At 71.5% G+C, this 26409-nt stretch carries 24 protein-coding genes; 11 read left to right on the top strand and 13 right to left on the bottom strand.

Translation table 11 applies throughout. The features are described 5' to 3' along the window. Window positions 1-19 precede the first annotated feature (19 nt). The 5 genes from BO39_RS02780 to BO39_RS02760 all read right to left on the bottom strand — a co-directional run bounded on the left by BO39_RS02780 (window position 20) and on the right by BO39_RS02760 (window position 5680). Entirely contained in the window at window positions 20-1639 is a 1620-nt protein-coding gene (locus BO39_RS02780; protein WP_052401348.1) for an MFS transporter, read from the bottom strand. Next, window positions 1636-2106: a MarR family winged helix-turn-helix transcriptional regulator gene (locus tag BO39_RS02775; protein ID WP_052401347.1), complete on the bottom strand. Its 471-nt coding sequence runs from the start codon at window positions 2104-2106 to the stop codon at window positions 1636-1638. The genes BO39_RS02780 and BO39_RS02775 overlap by 4 nt, the downstream gene beginning before the upstream one ends. Before the next feature lie 98 nt (window positions 2107-2204). Next, window positions 2205-3389 (bottom strand): class I SAM-dependent rRNA methyltransferase, encoded by a 1185-nt coding sequence (locus BO39_RS02770; protein WP_043829556.1) that lies wholly within the window; start codon window positions 3387-3389, stop codon window positions 2205-2207. Between the two features lie 53 nt (window positions 3390-3442). Beyond that, window positions 3443-4225 carry an aldolase gene (locus tag BO39_RS02765; RefSeq protein ID WP_043829555.1) on the bottom strand — a complete coding sequence of 261 codons (783 nt, stop codon included), beginning with the start codon at window positions 4223-4225 and terminating at the stop codon, window positions 3443-3445. Window positions 4226-4324: 99 nt separating this feature from the next. Continuing rightward, entirely contained in the window at window positions 4325-5680 is a 1356-nt protein-coding gene (locus tag BO39_RS02760) for an MFS transporter (RefSeq protein WP_342666307.1), read from the bottom strand. Between the two features lie 56 nt (window positions 5681-5736). On the opposite strand from BO39_RS02760, the gene BO39_RS02755 reads away from it, so the two are divergent. Continuing rightward, window positions 5737-6312, top strand: coding sequence for a TetR family transcriptional regulator (locus tag BO39_RS02755; protein WP_043829554.1), 576 nt, complete (start codon window positions 5737-5739; stop codon window positions 6310-6312). Between the two features lie 70 nt (window positions 6313-6382). Next, the gene (locus tag BO39_RS02750; protein ID WP_043829553.1) at window positions 6383-7645 is read left to right on the top strand and encodes a Zn-dependent hydrolase; all 1263 of its coding nucleotides are present in this window, start codon (window positions 6383-6385) and stop codon (window positions 7643-7645) included. On the opposite strand, the gene BO39_RS29585 is transcribed toward BO39_RS02750, so the two are convergent. Further along, window positions 7642-9729 carry a putative bifunctional diguanylate cyclase/phosphodiesterase gene (locus BO39_RS29585; RefSeq protein ID WP_052401346.1) on the bottom strand — a complete coding sequence of 696 codons (2088 nt, stop codon included), beginning with the start codon at window positions 9727-9729 and terminating at the stop codon, window positions 7642-7644. The genes BO39_RS02750 and BO39_RS29585 overlap by 4 nt on opposite strands. Before the next feature lie 357 nt (window positions 9730-10086). On the opposite strand from BO39_RS29585, the gene tkt reads away from it, so the two are divergent. The 3 genes from tkt to BO39_RS02730 all read left to right on the top strand — a co-directional run bounded on the left by tkt (window position 10087) and on the right by BO39_RS02730 (window position 14468). After that, window positions 10087-12039, top strand: a complete 1953-nt coding sequence (tkt, locus tag BO39_RS02740; protein ID WP_043829925.1) for a transketolase — start codon at window positions 10087-10089, stop codon at window positions 12037-12039. Between the two features lie 129 nt (window positions 12040-12168). Then, on the top strand, window positions 12169-13215 hold the full coding sequence (gene gap / locus BO39_RS02735; RefSeq protein ID WP_043829552.1) for a type I glyceraldehyde-3-phosphate dehydrogenase: 1047 nt from the start codon (window positions 12169-12171) through the stop codon (window positions 13213-13215). Window positions 13216-13271: 56 nt separating this feature from the next. Then, on the top strand, window positions 13272-14468 hold the full coding sequence (locus tag BO39_RS02730) for a phosphoglycerate kinase (protein WP_043829550.1): 1197 nt from the start codon (window positions 13272-13274) through the stop codon (window positions 14466-14468). Window position 14469: 1 nt separating this feature from the next. On the opposite strand, the gene BO39_RS02725 is transcribed toward BO39_RS02730, so the two are convergent. Together BO39_RS02725 and BO39_RS02720 are read right to left on the bottom strand one after the other, a co-directional pair. Then, on the bottom strand, window positions 14470-15267 hold the full coding sequence (locus tag BO39_RS02725; RefSeq protein ID WP_211257360.1) for an MBL fold metallo-hydrolase: 798 nt from the start codon (window positions 15265-15267) through the stop codon (window positions 14470-14472). A 124-nt stretch (window positions 15268-15391) separates the two neighbouring features. After that, a complete protein-coding gene (locus BO39_RS02720; protein ID WP_043829547.1) occupies window positions 15392-16384 on the bottom strand; it encodes a D-2-hydroxyacid dehydrogenase in 993 nt (330 codons plus the stop codon). A 127-nt stretch (window positions 16385-16511) separates the two neighbouring features. Between BO39_RS02720 and BO39_RS02715 the strand changes: the two genes are divergently transcribed. From BO39_RS02715 to BO39_RS02705, 3 genes are all read left to right on the top strand, one after another. Continuing rightward, on the top strand, window positions 16512-17477 hold the full coding sequence (locus tag BO39_RS02715; RefSeq protein ID WP_043829545.1) for a Bug family tripartite tricarboxylate transporter substrate binding protein: 966 nt from the start codon (window positions 16512-16514) through the stop codon (window positions 17475-17477). Between the two features lie 200 nt (window positions 17478-17677). Beyond that, on the top strand, window positions 17678-18295 hold the full coding sequence (locus BO39_RS02710) for a hypothetical protein (protein ID WP_043829544.1): 618 nt from the start codon (window positions 17678-17680) through the stop codon (window positions 18293-18295). Continuing rightward, window positions 18292-19206: a protein-methionine-sulfoxide reductase heme-binding subunit MsrQ gene (locus tag BO39_RS02705; RefSeq protein ID WP_084697782.1), complete on the top strand. Its 915-nt coding sequence runs from the start codon at window positions 18292-18294 to the stop codon at window positions 19204-19206. Before BO39_RS02710 ends, BO39_RS02705 begins: the two co-directional genes overlap by 4 nt. A 13-nt stretch (window positions 19207-19219) precedes the next feature. Here BO39_RS02705 and BO39_RS29580 read toward each other — a convergent pair whose 3' ends face one another. Then, complete coding sequence (locus tag BO39_RS29580; protein WP_052401345.1) at window positions 19220-19621, bottom strand: hypothetical protein; 402 nt, start codon at window positions 19619-19621, stop codon at window positions 19220-19222. A gap of 134 nt (window positions 19622-19755) precedes the next feature. Here BO39_RS29580 and BO39_RS02695 point away from each other — a divergent pair, with 134 nt between their 5' ends. Continuing rightward, a complete protein-coding gene (locus BO39_RS02695) occupies window positions 19756-20457 on the top strand; it encodes a ribonuclease activity regulator RraA (protein ID WP_043829921.1) in 702 nt (233 codons plus the stop codon). Between the two features lie 5 nt (window positions 20458-20462). Next, on the top strand, window positions 20463-21407 hold the full coding sequence (locus BO39_RS02690) for a dihydrodipicolinate synthase family protein (RefSeq protein ID WP_043829919.1): 945 nt from the start codon (window positions 20463-20465) through the stop codon (window positions 21405-21407). Window positions 21408-21414: 7 nt separating this feature from the next. Here the strand turns inward: BO39_RS02690 and BO39_RS02685 are convergent, their stop codons facing one another. The 3 genes from BO39_RS02685 to BO39_RS02675 all read right to left on the bottom strand — a co-directional run bounded on the left by BO39_RS02685 (window position 21415) and on the right by BO39_RS02675 (window position 23518). Continuing rightward, the gene (locus BO39_RS02685) at window positions 21415-22764 is read right to left on the bottom strand and encodes a GDSL-type esterase/lipase family protein (RefSeq protein WP_043829542.1); all 1350 of its coding nucleotides are present in this window, start codon (window positions 22762-22764) and stop codon (window positions 21415-21417) included. A 69-nt stretch (window positions 22765-22833) separates the two neighbouring features. Next, complete coding sequence (locus BO39_RS02680) at window positions 22834-23199, bottom strand: hypothetical protein (protein ID WP_043829540.1); 366 nt, start codon at window positions 23197-23199, stop codon at window positions 22834-22836. Window positions 23200-23212: 13 nt separating this feature from the next. Further along, complete coding sequence (locus BO39_RS02675; RefSeq protein ID WP_156963400.1) at window positions 23213-23518, bottom strand: hypothetical protein; 306 nt, start codon at window positions 23516-23518, stop codon at window positions 23213-23215. Between the two features lie 65 nt (window positions 23519-23583). On the opposite strand from BO39_RS02675, the gene BO39_RS02670 reads away from it, so the two are divergent. Next, window positions 23584-24033, top strand: coding sequence for a MaoC/PaaZ C-terminal domain-containing protein (locus tag BO39_RS02670; protein WP_043829536.1), 450 nt, complete (start codon window positions 23584-23586; stop codon window positions 24031-24033). Window positions 24034-24129: 96 nt separating this feature from the next. On the opposite strand, the gene fusA is transcribed toward BO39_RS02670, so the two are convergent. Then, the gene (gene fusA, locus BO39_RS02665; RefSeq protein WP_043829534.1) at window positions 24130-26211 is read right to left on the bottom strand and encodes an elongation factor G; all 2082 of its coding nucleotides are present in this window, start codon (window positions 26209-26211) and stop codon (window positions 24130-24132) included. Window positions 26212-26409 lie beyond the last annotated feature (198 nt).

The following is a 26409-nucleotide window of genomic DNA, read 5'->3' as shown; positions in this document are numbered from 1 at the left end:
GGGGATTACCGGTTGATCTTCATGCCGTCTGCTCACGGCTGTGCCGGATGACGAGCTGATTGATGATGAGGCCGACGAGTAGGAGCGCCGAGACGATGCCCACCACGAGGAAGAGGTCGTTGTAGGCGAGGACATAGGATTCCCGCGTGGCGACCTGGGCGAGCAGGGCCGAACCCTCCGCGCTGCGGAGCGCCGGGTCGCCGAGCACCCGGGCATAGGTCCCGCCATACTGCTGGATGCGCTGGGCCACGACCGGGTCGGCCAGCGTCAGGGATTCGACGATCTGGTTGGAATGGAACTTCTCCCGCACCGTGACGAGCGTTCCGAGGGCCGCGGAGCCGAGCAGGCCGCCAAGCGTCTGGGAGGCAAGGAAGACCGCGAAGAAGCTGGTCAGGTGCTGGATGCCCCAGCGGAGGGTGTGGGCGAAGCTCCAGCCGACCGCGGGCGGCAGGAAGATCGCGCCCCCGAAGGCGACCAGCGCCTGGGCGAGGAGGACGTCCTGCGGGCGCGTCAGGTTGGTGGCCCGGCTCTCCATGAAGGCGCCGATGGCGATCAGCGCGAGGGCGACCATGTGGATGGCGGCGCGATTCTCGGGCTTGTTGATTGGCGCGACGAGGATGAAGCCCGCGAAGGTGGCGGCGAAAACCACCCAGAGCATTCCCGTCATGTGCTCGTTCAGCAGGCCGAGGTTCTGGAAGAAGCCGATGGTGCCCGTCGTCTGCTCCGACAGGACAAAGCGGGCGAAGAACATCGATCCGCCGAAGAGGATCATGTCCCTGGAGGAGAGCCAGCGCAGGTTCACCAGCGGCCGCTCCCGGTTCAGCTCCACCAGGACGAGGAGGGTCAGCAGGCCGATGCCGAGGGCGAGGCAGACGCCGAGCCAGGGCGCCTCGGTCCACCAGTAGTAGCGCCCGAGGCTGAGCACGACGGCGATCAGCCCCATGCCCACGATCAGGAGCGGCAGGCTGATCGCGTCCACCCGGTCGAAGACCTTCGCGCGCGGCGGCGGCGTGATCGGCAGCATGTAGACCCAGGCCAGCGACAGGAGGGAGAGCGCCAGCTCCAGCAGGTTCAGCTGCGGCCAGAGACCGATGTCCAGAAGGCTCGGCGAGACCAGCCGCGCCAGCGGCACTGCGATCTGTGAGCCCGCCAGCCCGAGCGCGATGCCCGTGGTCAGCTTGTGCTTCGCCGGCATCGCCTCCAGCACATAGAGGAAGGCAAGCGTGTTCAGCATTGCCCCCGCGAAGCCGGCGACCGCGCGCAGGATGACCGCGGCCCCAAGCTCCGTGACCACCACATGGGCGAGGGAGAGCACCACCATGAAGATGAGGCTGACCTTCGCCACCAGCCGCAGGCCGAACTGCGTCCGCAGCTTCCAGAGAAGGATGGAGGCCGTGATGCTGGTGGAGCTGTAGGCCGCCGTGAGCCAGACCGCCTCGTTCGTGGTCGCCCCGAAGGTCGCCTGGACCGCCTGAAGGTTCGCCGCCACGAGGTTGTTCCCCAGCCCCTGCGTCAGCCCGAAGGTGAGGGAGGCGAGGGCGTAGACCAGCAGGTGCCCGGGGACGATCCGGTCCGGCCCGGGCGGTGGCGCGGGAGGTGTGGCGGGCGCCTCCGGACGGGGCTGGTCGGTATCGCTCACGATCCTGCCTCCTCGGACGCGGCGTCCTGCAACGGCTCAACGGGGCCGAGGCCCTCCAGGTTCGCGGAAATCTGGCCGAGCACGCGCAGGGCGGTCTCGAGGTCGCCCTCGGGGATGCCGGCCAGCACGCGCTCGCGCAGGGCTTCGGAGACGCGGTTCACCGCCTCGACCACGGGGCAGGCTTCTTCGGTCAGGCGGATTCGGTTCGCCCGCCCCTGCGCGGGCTCGCGGCGGATGAGCCCCTGCCGCTCGAGCCCGTCGAGGAGGCGAACGAGGGTCGGGTGCTCGACCGAGAGCCCCGCCGCGAGGTCGCGCTGCATGGCGCCGCCGCCGGCTTCCGAAAGCAGCATCAGTGCGCGGGCCCGGCCGAGCGTCTGCCCGCTGTCGCGCAACGCCGCGTCCCACCGCGTGCGCCACTTCTGGGTGACGCGGCGGAGCGCGAGCACGAACTCCGCCTTCAGTGCCATGGCCGGCTATCGTAGCAAGCTAACATAGCGCCCATTTGGGCAGCCGCCCTGACTATTCAAGCCGCGGCACGAACGGCCCGGAAGCCGTCGGTCTGCCGCTAGGAAAGCTGCAAAGTGAGTGCCTTGAGATAGGCACTTTCAGGCAACATCGGATGCAGCGGGTGGTCCGGCCCCGCGCCCGTCAGTGCCAGGATACGTGAATCCCGCCGCGCGCGGTGCAGCCCGGCGAGAACGGTGTCGGCAAACTCCCCGCTGGGCACGTGGTGGCTGCAGGAGGCGATGAAGAGGAAGCCGCCCGGTGCCACCAACGCGGCGGCGAGGCGCGCCAGCCGGTTATAGGCCCGGATGGCCGCCGGGATGTCCTTGCGGCTTTTCGCGAAGGCAGGGGGATCGACCACCACCACGCCGAAACGGGCGCCTTCGCGGCCCATCCGCTCCAGCGTGTCCATCGCCTCCCCGCGCACGGCCTCCACGCGCTCGGCCAGGCCGTTGCGGCGGGCGGTCTCCATGGCGGTGGCCAGGGCGTGCTCGGAGCGGTCGAGCAGGGTCACGCGCGCGGCGCCGGCGGCCGCGGCCTGCAAGCCGAAGCCGCCCGTGTGGCAGAAGGCGTCGAGCACCGCCTCCCCGCGCGCGAGGCGCGCGACGCGGGCGCGGTTCTCCCGCTGATCGAAGAACCAGCCGGTCTTCTGCCCGCCGAGGGGATCGACCGAGAAGGTGACGCTACCTTCCTCCACGGTGCCCGTCGCATCGGTGCCGCGGAGCAGCTGCGTGACCTCCGGCAGCCCTTCGAGCGCGCGCACCCCGGCCTCGTTCCGCGCCACCACGGCGCGGGGGGCGATCAGCGCGTCCAGGGCGCGCAGGATGGCGGGCGTGGCCTCCTCCATCCCTGCCGTATTCGCCTGGAGCGCCACGAGGTCGCCGTAGCGGTCGAGGATGAGGCCGGGCATGCCGTCCGCCTCGGCATGGACCAGACGGTAGTGCGGCGTCGTGAAGAGGCGGTCCCGCAGCGCCAGGGCCGCGCCCAGGCGCTCACCCCAGAAGGCATCGTCCACCACCGCCGCCGGGTCGGGCGAGAGGCGGCGGGCGGCGATCAGGGAATGCGGGTTGAAGTGGTGCACCCCGAGGCGGGCGCCGTCATCGGCCTCCACCCGGACGGTGCTGCCGGGCGGGATGGCGCGGGCGGCGGGCGTCATCGCCACCTCGTTCGAGAAGATCCAGGGGTGGCCGCCCTTGGCGCGGCGGTTGCGGCCGGGAAGGAGGCGGATCAGCGGTAGGTCGGACATGGCGGGGGCATAGGCCGGATCGACGCCGCGCGCCCAGCCCCCGGTGCCGCGCCTCAGTCGAGGTAGTCGGGTTCCTCGCGGCGGAGGATGCGCTTGATGCTCTCCAGGTGGAGCCGCGCGCTCTCGTCGCCGCCCTCGCGCATCTGGGCATAGGTCCGCTCGGCCACCTCGCGCGGCACTGGCTTGAGGGCGCGGCCGGTGGAGAGGGCCAGGCGCTGCGCCTCGGCCGCGCGCTCCAGGTAGTAGAGGTCGTCCCAGGCCTCGGCGATGGAGGGGCCGACGACCATCACGCCATGGTTCTTGAGGAAGGCGATGTCCGCGCCCTCCATGGCGGCCGCGATGCGGTCTCCCTCGGCATTGTCGAGCGCGAGGCCGTTATAGTCCTCGTCCACCGCCGTCCGGCCGTAGAACTTGAGCGCCGTCTGCCCGGCCCAGACGAGGGGCGGCCCCTCCAGCATGGAGAGCGCGGTCGCGTTGGGCATGTGGGTGTGGAAGGCGGCGACGGCCCGCGGGTGGCGCAGGTGCAGGCGCGCGTGGATGTGGAAGGCCGTCGATTCCGGCACGCCCTGCCCGGCCAGGACACTGCCCTCAAAGTCGCAGATCAGCAGGCGGGAAGCGGTGATCTCCGCGAAGGACCAGCCGTAGGGGTTCACCAACATCAGGTCGGAGCGGCCGGGCACCAGCACCGAGAGGTGGTTACAGATCCCCTCCTGCAACCCGAGCCGGGCGGCCATGCGGAAGCAGGCCGCGAGGTCCACCCGGGCGGCGCGCACCTCCGGCCCGTCGAGGTCGCTGTTGCGGAGGATCGGGGGGGCGTAGGGGTGCGCTTGCGCCATGGCTGGATTCCGGAAGGGGCAGCGCGTCGGCGCCGAGGCGCCCAGGGTTGCGCCCACCGGGCGGGACCGCAAGGCATCGCCTCGCGGCCCCTCCGCGATTCAGGCCGCGGCGGGCTTCACCGCCGGCCTCGGCCGCGCGCCGAGCACCAGAAGGGCCGCCACGAGGCAGGCAGCGCCCGCGATGTAGAAGGCCGGCAGATAGGTGGCGAAGGCATCCCGGCTGAGCCCGGCGCCGAGCGCCGCGGCGGCGGCGCCGAGCTGGTGGCCGGTGAAGATCCAGCCGAAGACCATCGGCGCCCGCTCCCGCCCGAAGGCCTGGCCGGCCAGCTTCACGGTCGGCGGCACCGTCGCGATCCAGTCGAGGCCGTAGAAGACCGCGAAAATCGAGAGCCCGTAGAGCGAGAAGGTGCTCATCGGCAGGAAGAGCAGCGAGAGGCCGCGCAGCCCGTAGTACCAGAACAGCAGCTTGCGGCTGTCGTAGCGGTCGGAGAGCCAGCCGGAGGCGATCGTGCCCACGAAGTCGAAGGCGCCCATCATCGCGAGCACCGAGGCGGCCTCCACCTCCGCCATGCCGAAATCGACACAGAGGGGGATGAAGTGGGTCTGGATGATCCCGGCCGTCGAAATGCCGCAGATCGCGAAGCTGGCGAAGAGGATCCAGAAAATCGGCTCGCGCGAGGCGCCGCCGAGAGCGCCGAGAGCGTTGCGGATCGGGTTCCCGGCCGCCGCCGCCGGGACGGGCGCGGTGCCCGGCGCCTCGCCATAGGCAGTGAGGCCGAGATCGGACGGCCGGTCGCGCATGAGCAGCAGCGCGAGGACGGCCGCGACCGCGCAGACGGTCAGCCCCGGGGCCATGGCGACGCGCCAGCCCTGGTTCGTCGCCAGCCAGGCCGCGAGCGGCAGGAAGGCGAGCTGGCCCGTGGCGTTGGCCGCCGTCAGCATCCCTAGCACCAGGCCCCGCCGCTGCACGAACCAGCGGTTGGCGACGGTGGCGCCGAGGACGAGGGCCGTCATCCCCGTGCCCAGCCCGGTCATCACGCCCCAGAAGAGCCAGAGCTGCCAGGCCTGCGTCATGCCCATCGAGAGAAGGCAGCCGAGGACGACGAGCGCCAGCGCCGCGGCGATGGTGCGCGCCAGGCCGTAGCGGGCGAGGATGGCCGCGGCGAAGGGCGCCATCAGCCCGAAGAGGAGTAGGCGCAGCGCAAGCGCGCCGGAGATGGTGGCCGTCTCCCACCCCGTCTCGCGCTGGAGCGGCAGCAGCAGCGCTCCGAGGATGCCCATCGCCCCCGCGGAGGAGAGGGAAACAAGGAAGGTGAGCGCGACCATCACCCAGCCGTAGTGGATGCCGCGCCGGGCGAGCCGGGCATTGAGGGCCTCTGCTAGCATCACGCGGCCTGGCTTGTGGAAGGGGCGGGCATGGTCACGCTTTCCATGATGATTGTCATCTATGACCATGACGCCCGTCATGATAAACAGCAAGAGAGATTTTACGGACCGGAAGGAGACGAGCCATGGCGCGATCCACGCGGGCGGAGGTGGCCGAGAGGCGGCAGGCCGTGCTCGAGGTCGCCGCGCGGCTCTTCCGCGAGCGGGGCGTCGAGGCCGTGAGCGTGGCGGAGGTGATGGCGGCGGCCGGGCTCACCCATGGCGGCTTCTACGGACATTTCGAGTCGAAGGAGGCGCTGGCGGCTGAGGCCTGCGGGCAGGCCTTCGGCCGCGCCTGCGCCCGATGGGAATCCTTCGCGGCCGATCCGGCGGGCGAGGGCTTTGCCCGGCTGCTCGGCAGCTACCTTGCCGCTGCCCATCGCGACTCGCCGGGAAACGGCTGCGCCGGGCCGACCTTCCTGGCCGAGGCGGCGCGTGACGAGCCGGGTGGCAGTGTCCGCCAGGCCTATGCCGCGGGAATCCGCGGCCTGGCCGGGGCGCTGGAGCGGCTGCTGCCGGCGGCGGTGCGGCGCCGGCGCCGTGAGCGCGCGCTGCTGGCGCTCGCGGCCATGGTCGGCGCCGTCTCGATCGCCCGGGCAGTGGGCGAGGACCCGCTCTCGGAGGAGATCCTGGCCGCAGTCCGCGCCGAGTTGACGGGCTGAAGCCCCTCCCCTTGCCCCATTGGCGCGGGCGCCGCATCACGGCGGACCGAACCGCGAGAGGCCGAGCCCCATGTCCGCCACAGGCACCAGCCCCGGAAGCAACTGGCGCATCGACCCGGCGCGGCTCTGGGACAGCCTCATGACGATGGCGGAGGTCGGCGCAACGCCCAAGGGCGGCGTGAAGCGCCTCACGCTCACGGAGGTGGACCGCGAGGGGCGGAAGCGCTTCGCCGGCTGGTGCGAGGAGGCGGGGCTGGCGCTGCGGGTGGACAGCATGGGCAACATGTTCGCCCGCCGCCCCGGGCGCGATCCCTCCCGCCCGCCCGTGCTCTTCGGCAGCCATCTCGACAGCCAGCCGACGGGCGGGAAGTTCGACGGCGCGCTCGGGGTCATCGCGGGGCTGGAGGTCATGCGGACGCTGCGCGACCTCAACATCGAAACCGAGGCGCCGCTGGAGCTCGTGAACTGGACGGACGAGGAGGGCAGCCGCTTCGGCCACTCCCTTATGGGCAGCGGCGTCTGGGCCGGCGTCTACGACCAGGCCGCGACCTACGCGCTGCGCGACACCGAGGGGGTGTCGGTGATCGAGGCGCTGGAGGGGATCGGCTACCGCGGCGAGGCGCCCGCGGCCCCCTTCCCCGCCGACTCCTACTTCGAGCTGCATATCGAGCAGGGCCCGATCCTGGAGCGGGAGGGCATGCGGATCGGCATCGTCACCGGTGGGCAGGCGCAGGTCTGGTACGAGGCGGTGATCACCGGCCAGGACTCCCATGCCGGCACCACCCCGCCCTCCGCGCGCCGGGACGCGCTGCTGGGCGCGGCACGCATCGTCTCGCTCGTGGACAGCCTCATGCGCGCACGGGGCGAGGAGGGGCGCGGTACGGTCGGGCGGATGCAGGTCTTCCCCAATTCCTGCAACGTCATCCCCGGCGAAGTCCGCTTCTCCGTCGAGTTCCGCCACCCCTCGGGCGAGGAGATCGAGGCCCTGGCGACTGATTTCCCCGCGCGGGCGACGGCCATCGCGGAGGAGTTGGGACTCGCGCTCGAACTACGCGAGCTGTTCCGCATCCCCGCCCAGCCCTTCGACCCCGACTGCGTCGGCCTCGTGCGGGCGGCGGCGGCGCGGCTCGGCCTGCCCGCGCGCGAGATCATCTCGGGCGCCGGGCACGACGCGATCTATGTGGCGCGCCGCATCCCCGCCGCGATGATCTTCACCCCCTGCAAGGACGGCCTCTCCCACAACGAGGCGGAGAGCATTCTCCCGGAGGAGGCGGCGGACGGCTGCCAGGTACTGCTGGAGGCGGTGATCGCCCGCGCGAACCGGCCGCTCTAGCTCGCGGCCGGATAGGCTGGCAGTTCTTCGGCGAGCACCGCTCGGCCGAAGAGCCAGCCTTGCATAATGAAGCAGCCCTCCGAGAGGAGGGCGTCCCGCTGCGCCTCCGTCTCCACCCCTTCCGCGAGGAGGGGGATTTCCATGCCCTGCGCGAGCGCCGCGACGGCGCGCAGGATCGCGCGCTCCCGCTCGCCGCTGGGCAGGCCGGCCACGATGGAGCGGTCGAGCTTCACCTGGTCCACCGGCAGGCGGAGAAGATGGGCCAGCGCCGAGCTGCCGCCGCCGAAATCGTCGAGCGAGAGGCGCACGCCATAGGCAATGAGTTGGTGGAGAACGGGAGCGATGCTGTCGATGTCGCTCGCGGCAACCACCTCCGGGATCTCCACCTCCAGCCAGCGGGCATCGACGCCGTATCGCGCGAGGCTCGAGGACACTCGGGCCGGGAAGCCGGGATCGCGCAGGGTCAAGGGGGAGATGTTGACGCCCACCACCTCGGGGCCCGAGCCGGCAGCCATCCAGGCCGCCTTCTGGCGCAGCGTCTCCTCCAGAACCCAGGCGTCGATCGCGGGCATCAGGCCCATCGCCTCGGCCACGGGGAGGAACTCCCCGGGACTGACGGGGCCTCCAGGCCCGTTCGGCCAGCGGATCAGCGCCTCCGCGCCGCGGAGGGCGCCGGTCCGCCCATCCACCTGGGGCTGCCAGGCAAGCTGGAAGGCGCCCTTGGTGGCCGCGGCCCGGAGGCCCTCCCGCAGCGCGCGGCGCCGCGCGAAGCTCTCGCCGAGTGCGGCGTCGTAGGTGCAGATCGCCGGCCCGCCCGCGCGCCGCGCCCCGGCGAGCGCAAGGGCCGCCGCGCGGTGCAGCGAGCCTGCGTCCGCCGCGTCCTCCGGCATCCGCGCCAAGCCGATACTCGTCCGCAGCGGCGCCGCCCCGCTGCCGAGATCGAGCGGGCGGGCGAAGGCGCTGCCGATCCGCTCCGCGATGGCATGGGCGGCAACGCCGTCGCGCAGGCAGCGCGCAATGACCGCGAACTCGCTTCCGCCAAGGCGGAAGGCGATGTCCGACGGGCGGATCACCGAGCATAGCCGCTCCCCGGCCTCGCGCAGCATCGCGTCGCCCGCGAGGAGCCCAAGCGACTCGTTGACCGTGCGCAGCTCGCAGAGTTCGGCGAGGATCAGCGCGCCGCCGGAGTCATCGCCGCCCAGTTCGGCCAGCGCCTGGCGGAAGCGGGCGCGGTTGGGCAGCCCGGTGAGGGGGTCGTGGAGCGCGAGGTGAGCGGCCCGCGCCTCGGCCAGGTGGCGCCGGGTGATGTCCTGCAGCATGAGCACCGCCTCCCGGGCGCCGCCCTCGTCCTCCAGCCAGGAGGAGGCGACGACGATGACGCGACGCTCGGGCAGGGTTCCCCCGGGCGGCAGGACCGCCTCCGCTTCCTGGCCGACGGGGAGGCCGAAGGGGCCGCCGCCGGCGGGCCCGCAGGGGTGGAGCCCAACTTCGGCGAGGCTGCCGGGCGCCGTTCCCCCGAAGAGGTCCAGCAGCCGCCCATTGGCCGAGAGCGTGCGGCCCTCCGCATCGAGGCGCCAGATCGCGGCGGGCACGTTCTCATGGATGGCGCGGGCTCGGCGCTCGGCGGCGCGAACGGCGGTGACATCGACGGCGAGGCGCGCGACCTCGCCGCCGGCAAGGCGCCGCTCGCTCACCCGCAAGGTGCGGCCATCGGGCAGTACGAGGTCGTAGTCGCGATCCGGGCCCTCGACGCCCGCGGGCGCTCCGGCGTCCGGCAGGTCGTGGGCAGCGCTGCGGTCAAGCAGGGTGCCGTCCGGGCGGAGGAGGGTGTAGCGGATCGGCGCGCGTTCGATCGCCTCGCGCAGCAGGACTGCCTGGCGCAGCGCGGGCCATGCCATGAACCCCGCCCCCAGAAGGAAGGCCGCGAGAGCCGGCGGCAGGGCGGCGAGCGCCGGCAGGACCGAGTCCGCGGGCAGCAGCAGCACGGCCGCCAGTGCCGCCACGGCGGCCGCGAGGACGAGGGTCACGCCCACTAAGGCGAGGCGCCGGTAACCCCGCAGCGTGGCCTCGTCGGAGCGCGTCAAGCCTCGGCTTCCATCCTCTCCGGTGACGCCCCTTGCGGCCCCGTCGCCCATCCGGAACGCGGTGGGGGGACGTTGGCGGCATCCGCGGGAAAGCGCAACGACGACCCAGCGATTCCAGGGGTATGTCTCGTTGCGTGGGACGACCGGCAGGGTTGGCATCCGGCCGGCGGGCCTCTATAGCGGCCGCGGCGCACCGGGGATGTGCGGAACCGGCTCAGGGCCGCGCCGCCTGTGCTGCGGGAGACACCCTTCTTGGCCACCTCCGAACCAGACCGTCAGCCCGCAACCCCAGAGCGAAGCCCGGCGCTCGTGGCGCAGGACGCGATCCTCGCTCGCCCGGTGACGCCGGTCCGGCGCATGGCCGATGCCATCCGCGCCCTCGCGATCGACGGCGTCGAGGCCGCGAAGTCCGGCCATCCGGGCATGCCCATGGGCATGGCGGACGCGGCGACCGTCCTGTTCAGCCGTTTCCTGAAATACGACGCCGCCGATCCCCGCTGGCCCGACCGCGACCGTTTCGTGCTCAGCGCCGGCCACGGCTCGATGCTTCTCTATGCCTGGCTGCACCTGACCGGCCATGCCGGAATGGGCACGGAGGAGCTGCGGCGCTTCCGCCAGCTCCACTCGCCCGCCGCAGGGCACCCCGAGTTCGGCGAGCACCCGGCGATCGAGACGACGACCGGGCCGCTCGGCCAAGGCATCTCCACCGCCGTCGGCATGGCGATGGCCGAGCGCCATCTCGCGGCCCGCTTCGGCAAGAGCCTCGTGGACCACCGCACCTGGGTGATCGCGGGCGACGGCGACCTGCAGGAGGGCATCTCCCACGAGGCGGCCTCGCTGGCCGGGCACTTCCAGCTCGGCAAGCTGACGGTGCTCTGGGACGACAACCACATCTCCATCGACGGCGACACGTCGATCTCGGTTTCCGAGGATACGCTGGCGCGGTTCCGCGCCTATGGCTGGGCGGTGCGCCGCGTGGACGGGCACGACCACGACGCCCTGGCCTCGGCGATGGCCGCGGCGACGAAGTCCCGCAAGCCGACGCTGATCGCCTGCCGCACGATCATCGGCTTCTCCGCCCCGAGGAAGGCGGGCACGGCGGGCAGCCACGGCGCGCCGCTGGGGCCCGAGGAGGGGGCGGCCGCGAAGGCGGCCCTCGGCTGGGAGGGCGCGCCCTTCGAGGTGCCGGCCGAGATCCGCGAATCCTGGGAGGCCGCCGGCCGCCGCAGCGGGGGAACCCGCCGGTCCTGGCTCAAGCGGCTGGCGAAGCACCCGAGCCGCGCCGAGTTCGAGCGCGCCATGGCCGGGCGCCTGCCGGAGCGCTGGGACGCGCCGCTGGGCGAGTGGAAGGCGAAGGCCGCGGCGGAAAGGCCGAAGATCGCGACGCGCATCTCCTCCCAGCGCGCGCTCGAGGCGCTGGTGCCGGCGCTGCCCGAGATGATCGGCGGCTCGGCGGACCTGACGGGCTCGAACAACACCAACGTGAAGGGCATCCCGGCCCTCAGCCCGGAGAATTTCGGCGGGCGCTACGTCCATTGGGGCATCCGCGAGCACGGCATGGCCGCCGCGATGAACGGAATGGCGCTGCACGGGGGGATCATCCCCTATTCCGGCACCTTCCTTGTGTTCAGCGACTACATGCGGCCTGCCATCCGCCTCGCGGCGCTCATGCGCCAGCGGGTGGTGCATGTGCTGACACATGACAGCATCGGCCTCGGCGAGGACGGCCCGACGCACCAGCCGGTCGAGCACCTGGCGGCGCTGCGGGTGATCCCGAACCTCTACGTGTTCCGCCCGGCGGACGTGATCGAGACGGCGGAGGCATGGGAGCTGGCGCTGAAGCGGACGGACGGGCCGAGCGTGCTCGCCCTCTCCCGCCAGAACCTGCCGACGCTGCGCACCGATGTCGGCGAGAACCGCAGCGCCCGCGGGGGCTACGTCCTGGCCGAGGCGAGCGGCGATCGGATGGCGACGCTGATCGCCACCGGCTCCGAGGTGATGCTGGCCATGGCGGCGCGGGAGACGCTGGAGGCGGAGGGCATCCCCACCGCGGTGGTATCCCTCCCCTGCTGGAAGCTGTTCGAGCTGCAGGACCCCTCCTGGCAGGAGGGGGTGCTCGGCTCGGGGCTGCGCGTCGGCATCGAGGCGGCGCTGGAGTTCGGCTGGTCCCGCTGGCTCGGGCCGGATGGCATCTTCGTGGGCATGGCGGGCTTCGGGGCCAGCGCGCCGGCGGACGACCTGTACAAGCATTTCGGCATCACGGCCGAGGCCGTGGTGGCCGCGGTCCGGAGGCGCCTGCCGGGCGCATGAGGCGGCGCTTCCCGGAAAGGACCGGCGGCCCCGCCGCCCGTCTGGGAAGACCGCGCTTCGGTTGGCCCCCCATCGCGGCGACGCGCGGGACGGCCGGCTCAATTGGTTAAGAGAGAAGGAAGAGAAAGCATGGCGGTCAAGGTTGCGATCAACGGCTTCGGGCGCATCGGCCGCCTGGTTCTGCGCGCAGCGATGGAGAGCGGGCGGGACGACGTCGAGTTCACGCACATCAACGACCTCGGCTCCATCGAGGCGAACGCGCACCTCTTCCGCTACGACAGCGTGCACGGCCGCTTCCCCGGCGAGGTGCGGGTCGAGGGCGACAGCCTGGTGATCACCGCCGCCGGCCGCACCCACAAGCCGATCAAGGTGACGGCCGAGCGCGACCCGACGAAGCTGCCCTGGCAGGGCGTGGACGTCGGCGCCGAGTGCACGGGCATCTTCACCAAGTCCCCCGACGCCGCGAAGCTGCTTCAGGCCGGCGTCCGCAAGGTGCTCGTCTCCGCCCCCGTGACCTGGGGCGAGGAGCTGGCCGACGAGAGCGCGCAGGCGACCATCGTCTACGGCGTGAACCACCAGGTTCTGAAGCCGGAGCACAAGATCGTCTCCAACGCCTCCTGCACCACCAACTGCCTGGCGCCCATCGCGAAGGTGCTGCACGACAACTTCGGCATCCTGCGCGGCTACATGGTCACCATCCACGCCTATACGGGTGACCAGAACACCGTGGACACGCTGCACAAGGACCTGCACCGCGCCCGCGCCGCGGCTGTCTCGGCCATCCCGACCTCGACGGGCGCGGCGAAGGCCGTCGGCCTCGTGATGCCGGAGCTGAAGGGCAAGCTGGACGGCACGGCCATCCGCATCCCGACGCCGAACGTCTCCCTCGTCAGCCTGGACTTCGTGCCAGCCAAGACGGAGGGGCTGACGAAGGACGCGATCAACGCGGTGATGAAGGCGGCCTCCGAGAGCGGCCCGCTGAAGGGCATCCTCGGCTACAACACGGCGCCGCTCGTCTCCATCGACTTCAACCACGACGCCCATTCCTCCACCTTCGATGCGACGCAGACGCAGGTGGTCGATGGCGGGCTCGTGCGCGTGATGTCCTGGTACGACAACGAGTGGGGCTTCTCGAACCGCATGAGCGACACCGCCGCCCTTCTCGGCTCGCTCTGAGACCTGGAGGGGGCGGCGACGCCCCCCCTTTTTGTGCATCCCTGAAGGAAACGCCGATGGCCTCGTTCCGCACGCTCGACCAGTTGGACGCCAAGGGGAAGCGCGTGCTGCTGCGCGCCGACCTGAACGTGCCGGTGCGGGACGGCGCCATCAGCGACCGCACGCGGATCGAGCGGCTTTCGCCGACGATCAAGGAGCTGTCGGAGAAGGGCGCGAAGGTGATCGTGCTCTCCCATTTCGATCGGCCGAAGGGCAAGCGCGTGCCAGAGATGTCGCTCCGCCCGCTGGTGGAGGCGCTCGCCTCCGTCCTCGGGCGGCCCGTCGCCTTCGCCGATGACTGCGTCGGCTCGGAGGCCGAGGCCGCCGTGGCGAAGATGGCGGACGGCGACGTGCTGCTGCTGGAGAACACGCGCTATCACGCCGGCGAGGAGAAGAACGACCCGGCGCTCTCGGCCGAGTTCGCCAAGCTCGGCGATGTCTATGTGAACGACGCCTTCTCCGCCGCGCACCGCGCCCATTCCACGACTGAGGGCGTCGCCCGCCTGCTTCCCGCCTATGCCGGGCGGCTGATGGAGGCGGAGCTGAAGGCCCTCGAAGCCGCGCTCGGCAATCCCTCCCGCCCCGTCGTCGCCATCGTCGGCGGCGCGAAGGTCTCCACCAAGCTCGACCTGCTGGGGAACCTCTCGCGCAAGGTGGACGTGCTGGTGATTGGCGGCGCCATGGCCAATACCTTCCTCGCGGCCCAGGGCTACGGCATGGGCAAGTCCCTGCAGGAAGCCGAGATGCACGCGACGGCGCTGCGCATCCTCGACGAGGCGAAGGCCGCCAACTGCGAGATCCTTCTTCCGCGCGACCTCGTGGTGGCCGCGGAGTTCAAGGCGAACCCCGCCACCCGCACCGTGCCCGTCGACTCCGTGCCAGCCGACATGATGGCCCTCGATGTCGGGCCGGAGACGGTGGACGCGATCGAGGACCGGCTGCGCAAGGCCTCCACCCTCGTCTGGAACGGCCCGCTCGGCGCCTTCGAGACGCCGCCCTTCGATGCCGCGACGGTTGCCGTGGCAGAGAGCGTGGCGGGCCTCACCCAGTCCGCCGGGCTGAAGTCGATCGGCGGCGGCGGCGACACGGTCTCCGCGCTGCGCCATGCGGGCGTGGCCGAGCGGATGACCTATGTCTCCTCCGCCGGCGGCGCCTTCCTCGAGTGGCTGGAGGGCAAGACCCTTCCGGGCGTCGCCGCCCTCCAGGGGGGCTGAACTAGCCGATCACCCGCCTGCCGGCCTCTTCCGGCAGGTAGGGATCGTGCGTGCAGATGATCGTCACCTCCTCCGCGTGGTCGCGGGCAAGGGCCATGAGGCGGCGCCGGCTCTCCAGCCGGGCCGCGCGGTCCACCTGCATGAAGTTTGCGTAGGCCGAGGCGAGGGGCGGCATCCTCGGGGGCTGCTCCAACTCGGAGTACATGAAGATCGTGTCCCCGGCGTGCAGCACCCAGCCGTTGCCGGTGTCGATCGCCACGCCGCAATGGCCAGCCGTGTGGCCCGGCAGTTCCACCAGGAAGATCGACGGCGGCAGGCCCTCCAACCCGCGCAACGCGGGCAGGCCGAACCAGGGCTCGCCCGTCCTGTCATACCCCCGCATCGGATGCGCCAACTGCATCGGGCGATAGCGTCCGCGCTCCCGCGGGGTGTCGCGGCGGCGGGCGGCCTCGATCTCGCGCGCGGAGACATGGACGGTGGCCTCGGGGAAGTCGGTCAGACCGCCGGCGTGGTCGAAATCGAGGTGGGTCATGACGATGTGGCGGACCTCGCGCGGGTCCAACCCCATGTGCCGCAGGCGGCTCACCGCCGTTTCGTCCGCTTCCAGGTGCGGCCGGTCGGCCAGGTAGAACCCGCGGCTGAGGCGCGGCACCGGTTGCGCGGCGTCATCCAGGCCGAAGCCGGTGTCCACCAGCACGAGCCCCGCCTCGCTCTCGAGCAGGAGGCAGCGGCAGGCCAGATGCGCTGGGCCGAGCCCTGGCGTGGTCGCATCCCAGAAGCCGCCCCCGTAGGGGCGCATGGATCCGCATTCTATCGAATGAACCTGCATGGGACGGGAACGCGGGGGTGGGGGCGCAGTTTGGCGGATTCATCGCGGCTCGACCGGGCCGCTGGGGCAGGCCCTGCCCTCCCCGAACCAGCCCTCAGTACCCCCGGGCCGGGTCCACACGGTTCGGCAGGGGCTGGCCTTCCCGCAGGGCCCGAAGGTTCTCCATCAGGATATCGAGGGTGCGGTCGTTGTAGCGGACGAGGTCGTCCGCGGAGATATGCGGCGTCACGATCATGCCAGGCGTCTTCCAGATGCGGTGCCCCGGCGGCGGCGGCTCGGGCACCGTCACGTCGGTGACGCAGCCTTCAAGGTGGCCAGCATCAAGAGCGTCCAGCACCGCCTCCTGATCCCAGACGGGACCGCGAGCCATGTTCACGAGGCGCGCGCCGGGCGGCAGGAGCGCGATGCGCTCGCGGGAGAGAATGTTGCGCGTCCGCTCGGTCAGCGGGCAGGCGAGGACGAGGAAGTCCGCGCCGGGTAGCAGGCTGTCCAGCGCCTCCGCCGGGTGAGTTTCGTCGCAGTCCGGGTGCGGGGCAGCGCCGTTGCGGACGCCGATGACGCGCATGCCGAAGGCCCGCGCCCGCCGCGCGATCCCTCCGCCGAGCGCGCCGAGCCCGATGATCAGCACGCGCCGCCCCTCCAGCGTGGAGGTGAAGATCGGCTTCCACTCCTCGCGGCGCTGCTGCTCCACGAAAGCGGGCATGCGGGTGTGGAGCATGAGGATCGCCATGATCCCGAACTCCCCGGCCTTGTCGCCATGGGTCCCGCGGTTGTTCAGCAGCGCGACCTCCGCCGGCAGCCAGTCGAAGGGCGCGGCAGGGTCGAGGCCGGCGGAGGTGGTGGCGATCACCTTCAGCCGCGGCGCGAGGCCGGGCAGTGCGCCTTTGGGGAAGCGGGCGCGGAGCTGGCGGGTCCAGGTGAGCAGCACCTCCGCCTCTCCGATTGCGCCGGCGAAACCCTCATCGTCGCGCGCGAAGGAAACCGCCATCGGGCCCATGTCGGGGTGGCGGGCGAGGGCAGCGTTCCACTGCGCCTTGGTGATCTCGAAATGCGGGTCGTTGGGCGGGTTCTGGACGTGGATGCGCATAGCCGGGCTTTCGCACGCACCCCTTCCGCCGGGAAGTGGCGGCCGGGAACAAGGGCGCGCGAGGGGCACTGGCGCCCGCCCGGCGGATGGCGGCATGGTGCGCGGCGAACGGGGTAGGAGGGCAGCGATGGGCATCAGCAGGAGGGCCACGGTCGCGGCGGCGCTGGCGATGCCGGGCCTCGCCCGCGCCCAGGCCGCTTGGCCGTCTCGGCCGGTGCGCGTGATTGTCCCCTTCCCGCCCGGCGGCAGCAACGACGCCGTCGCGCGCCCGCTGGCGGAGCATCTTCAGGCGCGCTTCGGCCAGCCCTTCGTGGTCGAGAACCGCCCCGGTGCCGGCAGCACCATCGGCTCGGCGGAAATGGTGCGGGTGCCGGCGGACGGGCTGACGCTGATGGTCACCTCCTCCACCTTCTCGACCAGTGCGGCGGTGCAGCGCACGCCCTACGACGCGGCCGCGGAGTTCGAGGCGGTGGCGATGCTGGCCGTGGCGCCGCTGGTGGTGCTGGCGGCGCCGGGCTTCCCGCCGAACACGCTGGCGGAATTGGTCACCTATCTCCGCGCCCATCCGGGGCGGGTGGATTACGGCTCGGCCGGTCCGGGAAGCATCAACCAGCTCTCGGCCGAGCTCTTCGCGCAGAAGGCGGGCGGGCTGTCGCTCCAGCACGTGCCCTATCGCGGCATGGGGCCGGCGACGACCGATCTCGCGGCGGGGACGATCCAGCTTCTCTTCACCACTCTCCCCTCGGCGCGCGGGATCATCGATTCGGGGCGCGTGAAGGCGATCGGCTGGACCGCCGAGAACCGCCCGCCCGGCGGCCCGCAGGCACCGACGCCGCGGGAGAGCGGGTTGCCGGACTACGAGGCGGGAATCTGGTGGGGCCTTCTCGCCCGCCGCGGAACGCCGCCGGAGATCCGGGACCGGCTGAACGCGGCGGCGAACGAGGCACTCTCGGGCGGGCGGCTCGCCGCCTATCTCGAAAGCGAGGGCGCGACGCCGACCCCGCGCAGCGCGGCAGAGGGCGACGCCTTCCTGCGCGCGGACCTTGCCCGCTGGCGCGAGGTGGCGGCCGCCGCGAACATCCGGGTGGAGTGACGGGGTGGAGTGACGGGGTGGAGTGACGGGGTGGAGTGATGGGGCCAACGCGGCGCCGCACTGGACGTTCTGTCTCCCGACCCGATCTGGATTGCCGTGGTTCCGCCGACCAGAGAGGGGCGGGAACCATGCGATGCTGACCGAGCGATCACGACGATTCGCGGCGCCGGGGCACGGCGCGGCCCTAACGGAGAAGCTGGATGACACGGCGTAACCTGCTGCTGACCGCCACCGCCCTTGCTCTGGCCGGCGCCCTGCCGGGGCTGCCCGCCCACGCCCAGGCGGCGCCGCGGCGCCTTCGCGGAACGATCGACAGCGTCTCCGGCCGCGACATGGCGATCACCACCCGCGAGGGAACGAAGGTGACGGTGAAGCTCGCGGAGAATGTCGGAGTCTCGGCGCTGCGGAAGATGTCCCTCTCCGACGTCACGCCCGGCAGCTTCATCGGCACGGCGGCGGAGCCGGGGCCGGACGGCGTCTGGCGCGCGCTGGAGGTGCTTGTCTTCCCCGAGGCGATGCGCGGCACGGGCGAGGGCCATTTCGCCTGGGACCTGACGCCCACCTCCTCCATGACCAATGCCACGGTCGATTCGGCCGTCCAGGGCAATGACGGGCGCAGCCTGACGCTGAACGCCCGCGGCCAGAGGATCCAGGTGATGGTTCCGCCGGAGGTGCCGGTGGTGACGCTCATCCCGGCGACTTTCGACGACCTGAAGCCCGGCGCGCAGGTCTTCCTCTCGGCAACCCCGGGTGCCGACGGAACCCTCAACGCCGCCCGTGTTACGGTCGCGAAGGACGGCGTGGTCCCGCCAATGTGAGCGACGCGACCCTCCCCTCCCCCGCTCGGCCGCGACGAGCGCGGCGAGAGGGGCCGCCGGCGCCGAAGCCCGGCCCGTGGCCCTGGCTCGACCGCGGCGGCCGCTTCTCCTGGTTCAAAGCGGCCGTGCTGCTCGGCTGCTTCCTGCCATTGCTGGTGCTCGCCTGGGACTGGGCGACGCGCAACCTCGGGCCGGAGCCGCTGACGCGGGCGACGCACGACACCGGCGACTGGTGCGTGCGCTTCCTGCTGATCGGCCTGGCGGTGACGCCCGCGCGCTGGATCCTCGACGAGACGAAGATCCTTCAGGTTCGCCGGATGCTCGGGATCGCGGCGCTCGGCTACGCCGTGCTCCATCTCCTGCTTTATGTCGGGAACGAGCACCTGCGGCTCTGGCACGTGCTGCTGGAGATCGTGAAGCGGCCCTATCTTTCCACCGGCTTCACGGCGCTGATCGGCTTGGTGGTGCTTGGCTGGACCTCGACGGACGGCTGGCTGCGGCACCTCGGGCGGGAGTGGAAGCCGCTGCACAAGCTGAACTATGCACTGACGGCGCTCGGCCTTCTGCACTTCTACATGCAATCGAAAATCAACGTGTCGGAGCCGGTGCTGATGACCGGCTTCTTCCTCTACGTGATGTTCTGGCGCGCGGTGCCGGCGCGCTGGCGGATGAGCCTGTGGCCACTCTTGCCGGTGTCATTTCTGGCCGCAGCGGGGGCCGCCGGGCTGGAATACCTCTGGTACGACCTGGCGACGAAGCTGCCGGCGGACATGATCTTCCTGGCCAATTTCGACACCGAGTTCGAGATCCGGCCGGCCGTCTGGGTGCTGGTGGCGGGCCTTGCGACCTACGTGGCGGCCTGCGTCTGGTGGGCCGCGCGCGGGGTACTTCGGCGCCGCGCGGCGGCCTGATTGCGCGCCCGGCTCAGCCGGGGACGCAGCGAACCGTGCCGGGATTGAGGCGCGCCTCCGCGGCGACGGTCCCGGCCGGGCAGGCCACCTGTCGGCGCGAGGGCGGCGGAAGGTCGGCGTACCAGCCGGCCACGTCTGGATCGGTGCCGCCGCCTGTGGCGCCCCCCACCCGCGCGACGCCCCGGCCATCGCAGCGCCCCGGCCGACCGCGCATCGGCGTGCCGCCATTGGGGCAGAGCCAGCGGCGTATGGCCGCCGCGTCGGTCAGGGAGGGCATCTCCTGCGTTACGATCCGCGGGCCCGGCGTCACCTGGAAAACCCGCCGCTCCTGCGCTGCCGCCTGCGGAGCAGGCGCGGCGAGCCCGAGCAGGAAGGCCGCGGCCCCGAGGCCGCCGATGAGCGAGAGGCGAGTCATGCTGGCGCAAGATGGTGCGCCGCAGCGCCGAGGAGAAGGCCGGGGTGCGCCCTGCTACCTTTTGCCACGCGCTTGACGTGCTCGCCCGGGCGCGCGAAGCCGGCCGACTGCGGCCCGCTTCCGGAGAAGACCCCTTGGACCTCGATCCCCAGATCAAGAAGGCGCTCGAAGGCGTCTCCACCGCGACCCTGACGACGGTCCTCCTCAAGAAGGGGCTGCGCAACGTCTGGATGCGCGGCACCCGGCCCATCCGCGAGGGCCAGCCCCGCCTGGTCGGGCGCGCCTTCACCCTTCGCTTCGTCCCTGCGCGCGAGGATCTGGCGACCCCCGAGAGCTGGGCCTCCCCGATCTCCACCCGCGCCGCCATCGAGGCGATGACCGAGGGCTGCATCACAGTCGTGGACGCCATGGGCGTGCAGGATGCCGGCATCTTCGGCGACATCCTCTGCGCCCGCATGGCGAAGAAGGGGGTGGCGGCCCTGATCACGGACGGCGTGGTGCGCGACGTGGCGGGGGTGCTCGGCACCGGCCTCCCCGTCTGGTGCAGCGGCGCCGCCGCCCCGCCCTCCGTCGCTGGCCTCACCTTCGTCGCCTGGCAGCAGCCGATCGGCTGCGGCGGCGTGGCCGTCTTCCCCGATGACGTCGTGGTGGTGGACCAGGACGGCGCCGTGCTGATCCCCCAGGCCCTGCTCGAGGCCGTGACCGAGGCCGCGGTGGAGCAGGAGCGCCAGGAGACCTGGATCATGGGCGAGGTGGAGAAGGGCGCGGCGCTCCCCGGCCTCTACCCGCCGAATGCCGAGAACAAGGCCCGCTACGAGGCCTGGAAGAAGGGGTGACCTCCATGACCGACCTGACCACCGCCAAGGGCGTCTACGTTATCGCCCCCACCGCCTTCCACGATGACGGGAGGGTGGACGAGGCCTCCAACGACCGGCTCACCGACTTCTTCGTCGAGAGCGGCGCGACGGGCATCACCGTCCTCGGCCAGATGGGCGAGGCGCCGAAGCTCGACATGGCGGAGAGCGTCTCGATCGCTTCCCGCATGATCAAGCGGGCAGGCATCCCGATCATCGTCGGCGTCTCCGCCCCCGGCTTCGCGGCCATGAAGTCGCTGACCGCGGCGGTGATGGACGCGGGCGCGGCCGGCGTGATGATCGCGCCCCCGAACACGCTGCGGACCGACGACCAGATCGTCACCTATTACGCCCAGGCGGCGGAGGCGATCGGGACGGACGTGCCCTTCGTCATCCAGGACTACCCCCTCTCCTTCAGCGTCATCATGACGCCGGGGGTGATCCGGCGGATCGTGCAGGGCAACCCGTCCTGCGTGATGCTCAAGCACGAGGACTGGCCCGGTCTCGAGAAGATCACCGCACTCCGCGGCTTCCAGAAGGACGGCTCGATGAAGCCGATCTCGATCCTCTGCGGCAATGGCGGGCTCTTCCTCGACTTCGAGTGCGAGCGCGGGGCGGACGGCGCCATGACCGGCTACGCCTTCCCGGACATGCTGGTGGACGTGGTGCGGATGCAGGCCGCCGGCGAGCGCGACGCCGCCCACGACCTGTTCGACGCCCACCTGCCGCTGGTCCGCTACGAGCAGCAGCAGGGCGTGGGGCTGGCGGTGCGGAAATACGTGCTCAAGCGGCGCGGCATCCTCGCGAGCGAGGCGCAGCGCCGGCCCGGGCCAGGCCTGACGCAGACGGCGCGGGCGGAGGTGGACTACCTCCTTTCCCGCGTCGCGCGCTTCGACCGGCGCGCGGATCTCGGCGGCGCCAGGGCCGCCTGAGCCGCCTCTAGCGGCGCGCCGGCAGGACGGCGGTGGGGTCGATCGCGGAGCCCATCGCCAGGTAGCCGGCGCGGTTCGGGTGCAGCTTGTCGCCCGGCGCGCCAGTCGTGGATTCCGGGACCATCTCCGGCTTCAGCCCGCCGCTGGCGGAGTCGAGCGTCGGCCGGTCGAAATCCACCACGGCGTCGAACAGATTGCCGTCGCGCATGAAGGCGTTCAGGGCGCGGCGGTTGTCGTCCTGCTCCTTGTGCCCGTGCGCCGCGCTCGTGCTGCCGAGAGCGGAGGTGACGGTGGCGCCGATCACCCGCACGCCGGGGATGCCCGCGCGGAGGCGCCGCACGCCCTCCTGCATGCCGCCCCGCACCGCCTCAAGGCTCGCGTTGCCGTTGCGGCTGAAGTCGTTCGTTCCCTCCAGCCAGATGACCGTCGTGACCCCCGAGAGCGAGATCACGTCGCGGTCCAGGCGCGAGAGGGCGGAGGGTCCGCCAGGGAAGGGCTTGTCCGGCCCGTACTCCGCCGGTCCCACCACCTGATTGCCACCGATGCCCGCGTTCACCACGGCCACCCTGTTGGGCTGCTGGGCATCCAGCCGTCGCGCGAGCACGTCGGGCCAGCGGTCGTCGCCATTCATGGTGGAGGCCGTGCCGTCCGTGATCGAATCGCCGAGGCAGACGATGACCGGGGTGCCGGCGGGCGCGGCCATGTCGAGCGCGTCGAGGAAGAACCAGGACGCCGTGGAGAAGGGGAAGGACCCCTCCCCTTCCTCCGCGCCTTTGGAGCCCGCGCCGGGCGCGGTACCGAAGGAGTTCTGCAGGGCCTTGGCGTGCCAGGTCATCGGCCCGCTGGCACCGGCCACGTGGAAGGAGACGGCCAGCTTGCGCCCCATCAGCAGGGGGGAGGCGGGCTCGGCAGCGAAGGGGAGATCTACCGGGTCCGACCAGGCCTGTCCGCCCGGCGGGATGGTGACGGAAGGGCTGCCGCCGAAGATGACCGGCCGGTTGGTGCCGGGCACGACCGCCGCGCCGCCGAGATGCAACCCGGCATAGACCCCGTCCAGCACCAGGGGTCGCGTGCCCAGGGCGTTGGAGAAGCGCAGCCGCGCGCGCTGGCCCCAGAGCGAGGGGCGCAGGACGAGCCGCAGCGTCTGGTCGCGCGCGCCCTCCGCAGGCTCCGGGAAGAGGAAGCGCTGGTCCGGCTGGGCGGAGGGGTTGCCGACGGGATAGGGGCCCTGGACGGAGGCCGCCCAGGCCGTCGCCCAGCCACCCGCGGAAGGACCGCCCTGCGCGAGGGCGTCGGGCCCGATGGCCTGGATGAGGGCGGCGGCAAGCGCCCCTTCGCCGAGGCTGCGACGTTTCATGGAGATCCTCCCCTGCGGCTCTGAGGCCGTCCCGGGAGGCTTCCACGGCATTGGACTACGCGCAATCGGTCAGGACGGGAGCACCGGCGGGGGAGGAGACGGAGGCGGCGGGAAGTCTCCCGGACGCCTGCGGTGAAACCGGCGAAGGCGGCGGGGGGCGAAGTGGCGCAGCAGCGGCGCGACCAGCAACAGCGGTGCCGTCAGGATCGGGAGAATCCCCAGCCAGGCCGCAAGCAGGCGGGAACCCAGCATCGCCGCCCCGGCCGCGACGCCCATGGCCGCGGCATTGGCGAGGACCGCGCCGACCCACCAGCGACGGGCCCGCGTCTCCAGCGCCACGGCGGCGCCCGGCGCCTCGGGCTCGACGGTATAGGGAAGCCCGTCGCGGCCTACCTCGTAGAGCCGCGCAGGGTCCGGGACGAAGCCCCCGGCCACGCGGAGGCGGGGATCAACGGCGGGAGACGACGAAGACCGCGCCGCCGCTGCGCCGGGCCCGCCGCACGCGCCACCAGAGCGAGCCGAAGCCCACCGCCCCGGCCACGAGCAGCACCGGGATCAGCAGGCCGAGGATCACGACGGCGGAGGCCGCGAGCACCAGCCCGCCCGCGATGAGGGCAGCCAGCACAGCCACGCCGCCGACCTTCATCAGCGCGCGGTCGAGCCAGGTGGCGCCAACGGGCGGCCGCGGCGCTTCGCGGAAGCCGCCATCGGGCGTCATGTCGAGAACCGGCGGGCGGCGTTGATCCTGGATCATGGGGCGCATGTCGCCCCTGCCCGCCCGTGCTTCAAGAGGTCCCTCCGAAGGGTTAAGGAGGGGAGATGGCGCCCCCCCGTCTCCGCTCCCTCGACGACCTTCACGTGGGTGACCGCTACGAGATCGGCCGGTTGACGCTCTCGCTGGAGGAGATTCGGGACTTCGCCTCCCGCTACGATCCCCAGCCCTTCCACCTCGACGAGGAAGCGGCGCGGTCCTCGGTCTTCGGCACTGTGGTGGCGGCCGGGCTGCACACACTCTCGGCCAGTTTCGGGCTGCTGATGGCCAGCGCCTTGCTCCGCGACATCAGCCTGGCGGGCTCGGCAATGGATGTCCGCTGGCCCGCCGCCCTCCGCCCGGGAGAGGAGGTGCTGGTGACCGTGGAGGTGATGGAGGTGAAGACCTCCCGTGCCCGGCGGGACCGGGGCTCGGCCCGGCTGCGCTACGTGGCAACCCGCACGGCGGATGGGGTGGTGGTGCTGGACGCAACGGGGCTGCACCACCTGCGGCGCTGAAGGGAGCGCCAGAAAAGCCGAAGGGGGCGGCACCGGGTCCGGTGCCGCCCCCTTCGCTGTTCCCGTCCGGCTGCGCCGGGCGCGGCCGGAGGGTGATCAGGCCGAAGCCTTCATGATCTCCTCCGCCACGTTCCGGGGGACCGGATCGTAGTGGTGGAACTGCATGGAGAAGGAGGCGCGCCCCTTCGTCATGCCGCGGAGGTTCGAGATGTAGCCGAACATCTCCTTCAGCGGCACGTGAGCCCGGATGATGACCGAGGTAGAGGCCATGTCCTGCGACTGGATGACGCCGCGGCGGCGGTTCAGGTCGCCGACGACGTCGCCGACATGGTCGGCGGGGGTGGTGACCTCCACGTCCATGATCGGCTCCAGGATCACCGGGCTGGCCTTCTTCATGCCCTCGCGGAAGCAGGCCTTGGCGGCGATCTCGAAGGCCAGGGCCGAGGAGTCGACGTCGTGGTACTTGCCGTCCACGAGGGAGAACTTGAAGTCCACCGTCGGGAAGCCGGCGAGCACGCCGGTGTCGGCCTGGACCTTGATGCCCTTGTCGACCGCCGGAATGTACTCCTTCGGCACCGAGCCGCCGACCACCGCGTTCACGAACTCGACGCCCGTGTTCCGCTCCAGAGGCTCGAAGGTGATCTTCACCTCGGCGTACTGGCCCGAACCGCCCGACTGCTTCTTATGGGTGTAGGTCTCGGTGTGCGACTTGGTGATCGTCTCGCGGTAGGCCACCTGCGGGGCGCCGATGTTGGCGTCCACGCCGTACTCGCGCTTCAGGCGGTCGATGATGATCTCGAGGTGCAGCTCGCCCATGCCGGAGAGGATGGTCTGGCCGGTCTCCTGGTCGGTGCGCAGGCGCAGCGAGGGGTCCTCGCCGGCCAGCTTCTGCAGGCCGAGCGTCATCTTCTCGACGCCCTCCTTCGTCTTCGGCTCGACGGAGATGTCGATCACGGGGACGGGGAAGGCCATGCGCTCGAGCACGACGGGGTCCGAGGAGTCAGCCAGGGTGTCACCAGTGCCGGTGTCCTTCAGGCCCACGAAGGCGGCGATGTCGCCGGCCGTGACCTCCTTGATCTCCTCGCGCTTGTCGGCGTGCATCTGGAACATGCGGCCGATGCGCTCCTTGTTCCCCTTCGTCGTGTTCATCACGGTGTCGCCCGACTTCAGCACGCCGCGGTAGACGCGCACGAAGGTGAGGTTGCCGTACTTGTCGTTGACGATCTTGAAGGCGAGCCCGGCGAAGGGCGCGTCCACGTTGGCGGGGATGATGCGGCGCTCGGCCGTCTCGTCCTCGCCCTCCTCGGGGGCCACCTTGATGCCCTCGATGTCGATCGGGCTCGGCAGGTAGTCGATCACGCCGTCCAGCAGGGGCTGCACGCCCTTGTTCTTGAAGGCGGAACCACAGAAGACCGGGCGGAACTCGCCGGAGATCGTGCCCTTCTTGATGGCGCGCTTCAGGGCCTCGACGGAGACGTCACCCTTCTCGAAATACTCCTCCATAGCCGCGTCGTCGGCGCCCAGGACGGTGTCGAGCAGGATCTGGCGGTACTCGGCGGCCTTGTCAGCGAGGTCGGCGGGGATCGGGGCCTCGTGGTACTTGGCGCCGAGCTCGTCGCCCTCCCAGATGAGGGCCTTCATCTCAACGAGGTCGACGACGCCCTTGAGGGTGTCCTCGATGCCGATCGGCAGCTGGAGGGTGACCCAGTTGATGCCGAGCTTCTCGGTCAGCGTCGCGGCCGCGCGGTAGAAGTCGGCGCCGGTGCGGTCGAGCTTGTTGATGAAGATGATGCGGGGAACGTTGTAGCGGTCCGCCAGGCGCCAGTTGGTCTCGGACTGCGGCTGCACGCCAGCCACGCCCTCGATGATGAACACCGCGCCGTCGAGCACGCGCAGCGAGCGGTTCACCTCAATGTTGAAGTCGATGTGGCCCGGGGTGTCGATGACGTTGATCCGGTAGTCCTTCCACTCGGCGGTCACGGCGGCGGAGGTGATCGTGATGCCACGCTCACGCTCCTGCTCCATGTAGTCCGTCGTGGTGTTGCCCTCGTGGACCTCACCGATGCGGTGGTTCTTGCCGGTGTAGTAGAGGATCCGCTCGGTCGTCGTGGTCTTGCCGGCGTCGATATGCGCGGTGATGCCGATGTTGCGGATTCGGTCGAGGGGGGTGCGCGCCACTTGGGCCTCCGTCAGTCGCGGCCGGGCCGCGCCGTCATGTCGCGGTCTTGCCGCGGCGTTGGTACGCGGCCGGGCCGCGCGGTTGAACCGCGGCGGGGGGCCGCGAGGATTGTGCGCGGCGGTGCCGTGCGGTCGTCTCGTGCGGCGCGGGGCGGAAGGACTCCGCCTGCGCCGCCTGGGGCTGCAGCTGATTTGCCC

The sequence above is a fragment of the Roseomonas aerilata DSM 19363 genome (assembly GCF_000711725.1).
GTDB lineage: Bacteria > Pseudomonadota > Alphaproteobacteria > Acetobacterales > Acetobacteraceae > Roseomonas > Roseomonas aerilata.
The sequence above is the reverse complement of the archived record's forward strand: the minus strand, read 5'-3'. Positions and strand labels throughout refer to the sequence as shown.

Coding starts and splice junctions, on each gene's coding strand:
- BO39_RS02760 (WP_342666307.1), bottom strand. CDS start 5,680: ATGGTCATAGATGACAATCATCATGGAAAGCGTGACCATGCCCGCCCC.
- BO39_RS02670 (WP_043829536.1), top strand. CDS start 23,584: ATGGCGCCCCCCCGTCTCCGCTCCCTCGACGACCTTCACGTGGGTGAC.
- BO39_RS02730 (WP_043829550.1), top strand. CDS start 13,272: ATGGCCTCGTTCCGCACGCTCGACCAGTTGGACGCCAAGGGGAAGCGC.
- BO39_RS02765 (WP_043829555.1), bottom strand. CDS start 4,225: ATGGCGCAAGCGCACCCCTACGCCCCCCCGATCCTCCGCAACAGCGAC.
- BO39_RS02770 (WP_043829556.1), bottom strand. CDS start 3,389: ATGTCCGACCTACCGCTGATCCGCCTCCTTCCCGGCCGCAACCGCCGC.
- BO39_RS02755 (WP_043829554.1), top strand. CDS start 5,737: ATGGCGCGATCCACGCGGGCGGAGGTGGCCGAGAGGCGGCAGGCCGTG.
- BO39_RS02775 (WP_052401347.1), bottom strand. CDS start 2,106: ATGGCACTGAAGGCGGAGTTCGTGCTCGCGCTCCGCCGCGTCACCCAG.
- BO39_RS02750 (WP_043829553.1), top strand. CDS start 6,383: ATGTCCGCCACAGGCACCAGCCCCGGAAGCAACTGGCGCATCGACCCG.
- BO39_RS02685 (WP_043829542.1), bottom strand. CDS start 22,764: ATGAAACGTCGCAGCCTCGGCGAAGGGGCGCTTGCCGCCGCCCTCATC.
- BO39_RS29580 (WP_052401345.1), bottom strand. CDS start 19,621: ATGACTCGCCTCTCGCTCATCGGCGGCCTCGGGGCCGCGGCCTTCCTG.
- BO39_RS02725 (WP_211257360.1), bottom strand. CDS start 15,267: ATGCGCCCCTACGGGGGCGGCTTCTGGGATGCGACCACGCCAGGGCTC.
- gap (WP_043829552.1), top strand. CDS start 12,169: ATGGCGGTCAAGGTTGCGATCAACGGCTTCGGGCGCATCGGCCGCCTG.
- BO39_RS02710 (WP_043829544.1), top strand. CDS start 17,678: ATGACACGGCGTAACCTGCTGCTGACCGCCACCGCCCTTGCTCTGGCC.
- tkt (WP_043829925.1), top strand. CDS start 10,087: ATGGCCGATGCCATCCGCGCCCTCGCGATCGACGGCGTCGAGGCCGCG.
- BO39_RS02720 (WP_043829547.1), bottom strand. CDS start 16,384: ATGCGCATCCACGTCCAGAACCCGCCCAACGACCCGCATTTCGAGATC.
- BO39_RS02675 (WP_156963400.1), bottom strand. CDS start 23,518: ATGATCCAGGATCAACGCCGCCCGCCGGTTCTCGACATGACGCCCGAT.
- BO39_RS02715 (WP_043829545.1), top strand. CDS start 16,512: ATGGGCATCAGCAGGAGGGCCACGGTCGCGGCGGCGCTGGCGATGCCG.
- BO39_RS02690 (WP_043829919.1), top strand. CDS start 20,463: ATGACCGACCTGACCACCGCCAAGGGCGTCTACGTTATCGCCCCCACC.